Origin of the sequence: Enterobacter sp. JMULE2, assembly GCF_013337145.1 — a bacterium.
Taxonomy (GTDB): Bacteria; Pseudomonadota; Gammaproteobacteria; order Enterobacterales; family Enterobacteriaceae; genus Enterobacter; species Enterobacter mori.
This window is the reverse complement of record NZ_SGWD01000009.1, coordinates 1-5,020: the sequence shown is the minus strand read 5'-3', so window position 1 is coordinate 5,020 and position 5,020 is coordinate 1. Positions and strand designations below refer to the sequence as shown.

The 5,020-nt window shown below is 44.4% G+C and carries 3 protein-coding genes and 1 pseudogene; 1 reads left to right on the top strand and 3 read right to left on the bottom strand.

The features are described from left to right. The 3 genes and pseudogenes from EXW94_RS00790 to EXW94_RS28500 form a co-directional block, all read right to left on the bottom strand. A pseudogene (locus EXW94_RS00790) lies at positions 1 to 298 on the bottom strand (hypothetical protein); the annotation flags it as partial. 799 nt (positions 299 to 1,097) lie between these two features. Beyond that, the gene (locus EXW94_RS00785) at positions 1,098 to 2,720 is read right to left on the bottom strand and encodes a DUF3987 domain-containing protein (protein ID WP_174339299.1); all 1,623 of its coding nucleotides are present in this window, start codon (positions 2,718 to 2,720) and stop codon (positions 1,098 to 1,100) included. 284 nt (positions 2,721 to 3,004) lie between these two features. Continuing rightward, complete coding sequence (locus EXW94_RS28500) at positions 3,005 to 3,367, bottom strand: AlpA family phage regulatory protein (RefSeq protein ID WP_309232506.1); 363 nt, start codon at positions 3,365 to 3,367, stop codon at positions 3,005 to 3,007. Positions 3,368 to 3,744: 377 nt separating this feature from the next. Between EXW94_RS28500 and EXW94_RS00775 the strand changes: the two genes are divergently transcribed. Next, on the top strand, positions 3,745 to 5,020 hold a 1,276-nt coding region (locus tag EXW94_RS00775; RefSeq protein WP_174339298.1), incomplete at its 3' end, for a hypothetical protein.

Genomic DNA, 5,020 nt, shown 5'->3' with positions numbered 1-5,020 from the left:
CAACCATCGCCTCGTACATCCCCCCTTCCATCGGATAAGGTTCCCCTGAGGCCTGGATGCCAGCTAAACCGTTATGCTGATACGGGAGCGCATCTCCGTTACGACGGTTAATCAGGGCTGGTACAATCATCAGATTCTCAGGGCTGTTCGCCCCTCCCTTTCCATTCGGGTACAGATGAGCCGCTTCCAGATTAAGCAGCGCTTTCGGTTTATATTTGCGCTGAGACCCTTCGTATACAGCGACCGCATAGCTACGCTGATGTTTTGCTTTCAGCTTGTACAACTCGTAAATATTCATGATATCCTCCGGCCCCGATACGGAGCCTAATAACAGTGGATTGCGACTGACGGCGTTCTCAATATGTCGCCAGTAGGATGAAGACAGAATGCTCTGACCTGATGCTGAAATTAATTTACACGCACCTTTCTGTCGGCATTCGGTATTGCAGTATTTTTGATTGCGGGTATGCGATAGTGAATTACTGCAATACTTGCAGCAGAGCAGTAACCTCCTTTCTCTTTTTTCTTTATTGGTAACGTATGTCCTGTAATGTTCTTCACACAAACCTGCTTTACCGGCAGGTGTGTGAAAGATGATTTCTCTCTTACAATTACTTCTGTCACATTGAGTCATAATGAAGTGAGTAAATGGTTATAATAAGATACTGATAAATGGGTTAAATGAATAACAAGACACCTAGCTTTAATTAATTAAAATATTTATTCCTTAACGGTTAATGAAGACACGTATGCCATATTTGTAAAAACCTTTCGGGTCGTGACTGGCGCATAAGTCCTCCGGACAGCCATGACTGCCCGGGGCTTTTTTATGCATTTAGTGCTCATTGTCTTACCTGGTTATGCGTTCTTCGCGTTGCGGTTCCTGCGCTGACTTTTTTCATGATTATCGCCATTCTGGACGAAGTTTAAGCAGGTTATTACATGACGGCACAGATAACCCTGCCATTTCTGCTAACCATTAGCAGAAATGACGTATCGCAGAACACACGTCGATTTTTTCGTGGTGAAAAAATACACAGAGGAACTGTCGGGTAAGAATAAAGTGTTTTGCATATCTATGCAGATATGGGGCCGACTCAAAAAATCAGTGCAGGTAAATCAAAATACGTCATGCCATCCAGAAGAGGTGGGTTAAAAAAGGTGTAACCTTCAGGGAACTGTTGGTTCAGGCACCAGTCCAGGTCCGGGTGTTCAATCGCGATATAGATCGGTCCTCTACGTGTGGACTCGAAAGCCATGATTCTCTCCTGCCAGATAAGCTGCGTCAGAATGGGATTAAGATTGTCTGCCAGACGAAGATTAATGGATTTATTCCTCGGTCCGGAAGTCTGAATTTCTGATTTGAGTATGAGGGGGTAATTTCTCTGCAACATTTTATTGTATATCCACTGATAAGCCTCCAGTACATTCCGTTCGAATTGATAACGCCTGGAGTTTTTCCAGAATAATTTGCTGCTTTGCGCGATATACCACTCAATAACGTTGTGCGCGCACTTAATGTTATTCTCTGATATCTCCTCAGAACGAGTGCCGCTAAAGTAATGGAAGACGGCAGCGAGTCTTAAGGCGTTTGAGCCTGATTTAAGGGCAATATCAGCAATATGTTCCCATGGTCCTCCGTGTGCGATTTTTTGTTGCATTTCTGCCCGTCTGGTGGCCATAAAAGCCGCCGCATGAGGAGACAGCTTCAGTTGCTGCTTATCGGTCATACCACAATAAAAACGTTTTCTGGCCTCCTCCAGCAGCTCTGTGACCCTGTTGTTGAACGTGTCGACCGGAGAAGTGAACCGCCAGGCGCTGGCCTCGCTGACTAGGCGTCTGAGGGGGGCGTTATTGATGGTGTTGCCTGTAAGCTCATGAGTGCAGCTTATCAGGGTACGGGCCAGGAAGCCGCTACCTCTTGCCGAATCAGGGTTTTTGAGCAGATAGCTGTTGAACAGATCTGGCTGGGTCAGCATGCAAAACATCAGGCGGGGCGTGAACTCATAATCCACTCCCTTACGAACATAGCAAAAGGGAGACGCATCCCACCCAAGCGTGAGAAGTGCCGGATCATCTTTTGCGGGCGAGGCGAAAAATGTGCTGGCTTCTTCAAGGAAAATGGCAGCTTCAGGGTTATCTTCAAGCTGGCTGATGAGCCCGGCCCTGCTGAAGTCCTGATAGATAAACTTGAACTTCTTCGGCTTACGCGGTTCCTTTGCGATATGTTCTACAAGCGCTCTTTCCTCCTTTTCCCTGTCGCCATAATTTCCCGTGGCCTCCCTGAGATTTTTTTTCAGTCCCCGTGTTATTTGATCCCACACGCTCTTTTCACCGTTATAGCGTTTCATTTCCTCCTGATAGATATCATTACATTTTGATGCAAAGTCCGTGAAAACTTTCATGACAGGTTTAAAGACCGTGGATTTTCCCGCGCCGGAGTCTGCGATGATAATATAATCCAGCACCACAGGTTCAGGTACATTTGTGTGTAGCGGTATAACCTCAACAAGCGGGAGACATGTAAGTGAAGCTGCAGCAAGATAAACGCTGACTACTATCTCTGGTGCAACGTTTTTGTCTTTGCATACACTTTCAATTGCCTGCGTAATAGCCACGGGGCAGGAATCTAACGGGAAAGGTTGGGGGGTGTCAGGACCCGCATTCATTGAGGGGTATGCAGAATGCGTGCCCGTATGCATAACAGGATAATTATACATGATGGGTTTCCATATTTTTAAAGAGCGTGAATGATGCGCCCGCTATAAAAAAGGCGCAGCGGTTCATTCAGAGAATATTTATTTCTGTTTTTAAGAAAGATAACTGCTGAAGCATTAAATAAAATGTCCTGCTATTAACCTTTTCTCCTTCTGTTTATCATTTTTATTTATGCCGCTGGATGGCGTCAGCCTGCTGAGGCTTTATTCGGTCGCCAGGAATCAGTGCTTTTCCGGTTTCCCTTTTATGTGCCAGAATGATGACAATCAAAATACGGGCGATGACGTTACGTTTTCGGCCTGCTGCCGGATGTTGCACGCCCGTTGATATACTCATACACCTCGCTGAGTATCCAGCGGGAAGCCCTTCCAAACTTAAGCGGTTTAGGGAACAGACCCTTCTGGATCTGCGCATATATGAACTTGTCGCTGGTACCTGTAAGCACCATAACCTCCTTCATGGTCATAAACGCGTCACCTTTATTAAAACGCGGATAACAGGCATTTCGGGAGCCTGAGCCAGTCGTTTCAGGCGCGTTGTCTGTTTTAGCCGGCTGGGTTTTACCGCCATGCGGAGCGAAGTCAGTCTGAACGGCAGCATCGTTCAGGGCTGAATTTCTCGAATGCGTGTTCTCTGGTCTGGTTAACATGTTGCTTCCTCCTGTTTTAAGTTGTACGGAACGTTAAATTTAATTTCATATTGTGTCTGTGTGCGCCTTCCGTGCGGACACGTCTCCATTACTCCTGACTCCGGTCGCGGGACCTGAGTGGAGCAATCTTTTCTGAATTTTCTTTTTAACTCAAGCGGTTATTTTTTCAGGTGGCCAGGATTTTGCATGGGGTATGAATATTAAAATCAGATAACTGATATTTTTTTTGCTCTTTTTGTCTTTTTTTGAATACTGTACTTCCGGCCCGGTATTCATTTACAGTCTGATGTTGAAAATAGGTATATTCTTTTTTTTGTGGCGTATGCAAATCCACAAAAAAGGATTTTTTAACCCCCCATATAAAAAAGAGATATTCCATGTCTGTTGAACTGATTGCTCAAAAAATAGCCAAAAGCCCCCTGATCGTCAGTCAAAACCGCTTCGCCGACTATCTGCGTGCAGTGTGTTCTGAATGGTTACAGCTTGTTCTGGTGACAGAGAGAATAAAGTGTGATGATGCAGGCGGCAGGTGTCTGAAGGAGCTTATTGACGTTGTAAATCGGGTTATGAAAAACCGTCTTGTTACTGAATTTTATAAAAACCACCCTGATGGGATTTCCCCTTTTTCGGGCAGGCATTTACATCGCCATATAGTCCTGGATGGGGTTCTGTCGCATTTTTTTGAAGCTCTTGACGAAAATAAAACAATGCAAGACTACACGGATGATATGTCGTCCTACTGCAAGAATAATCCTGACCCAGAGCGAGGGATACGGTATGAACCGACAAGAAATAAGGTGATAAGTGAGGTCATTCCCGACATTCTGAAGGAGTGTAAGTTCTCGTGGCGCAACCTGAATGCATTAAGATTAGGTTATCCGCATTCGAAAATTATTTTTTTAGTTCTTAATCACGAAAGTTTAATGGAGTCGATAGAAAATGCACTCTCATTTATCGAAAATGACAAGGTTTTTGAAGATTTCCGTATGAAATTGATTACGGATTACATCGTTAAAAAAAATGGCGAAAATAAATGGCCTGAAAACTTTAACGCTGATGACCTGGTATATCGCCCGGATCTTGTTTCCGGACTCAACGATGAAATTTTAAAAGCCGCGGCAGATAAAACAATTTTGCTATCTCAAGCGACGTCTATGTCATTTAGCGCTATACCGGAATGGCATATGCTCGTTGGTGGGCCTGAGTTATTTGAAGAGTCACCTTCCGTCGCCAGCAATAATATAGCAGGAATGAATCACATAGAAGAATATTTAAAAGGCAAGGATGTTTTAAAGGTTCAGCTTGAATATGAAGGCATTAAGGGGTTATATAAAGACGGTTGTGAAAGGTTTTTTTTGCTAGAGTTGAGGGAAAGGCTTCGTGCTAAGATATCCCCCGGAAGAATGGAAGTAAACTATCAATATCAAATGTTACAGCAGTCTCTTGATGAGGTCAGGAGATGTAATTTTATTCTTTTGCAGGCAAAGAAAAATAAGTGCTACCTGGCCGCCAGCACAATCCTGCGCGGAGCGCGTTATTCTCACTGGCTCTGGATTAACGCATCTGAGGTAAAAGGATCTATATTAAACAAGGCGGAGAAGTATTGTTCCGAGAAAAATAAAACAGGAGGGGAGGATGATGGAAAACCACTGC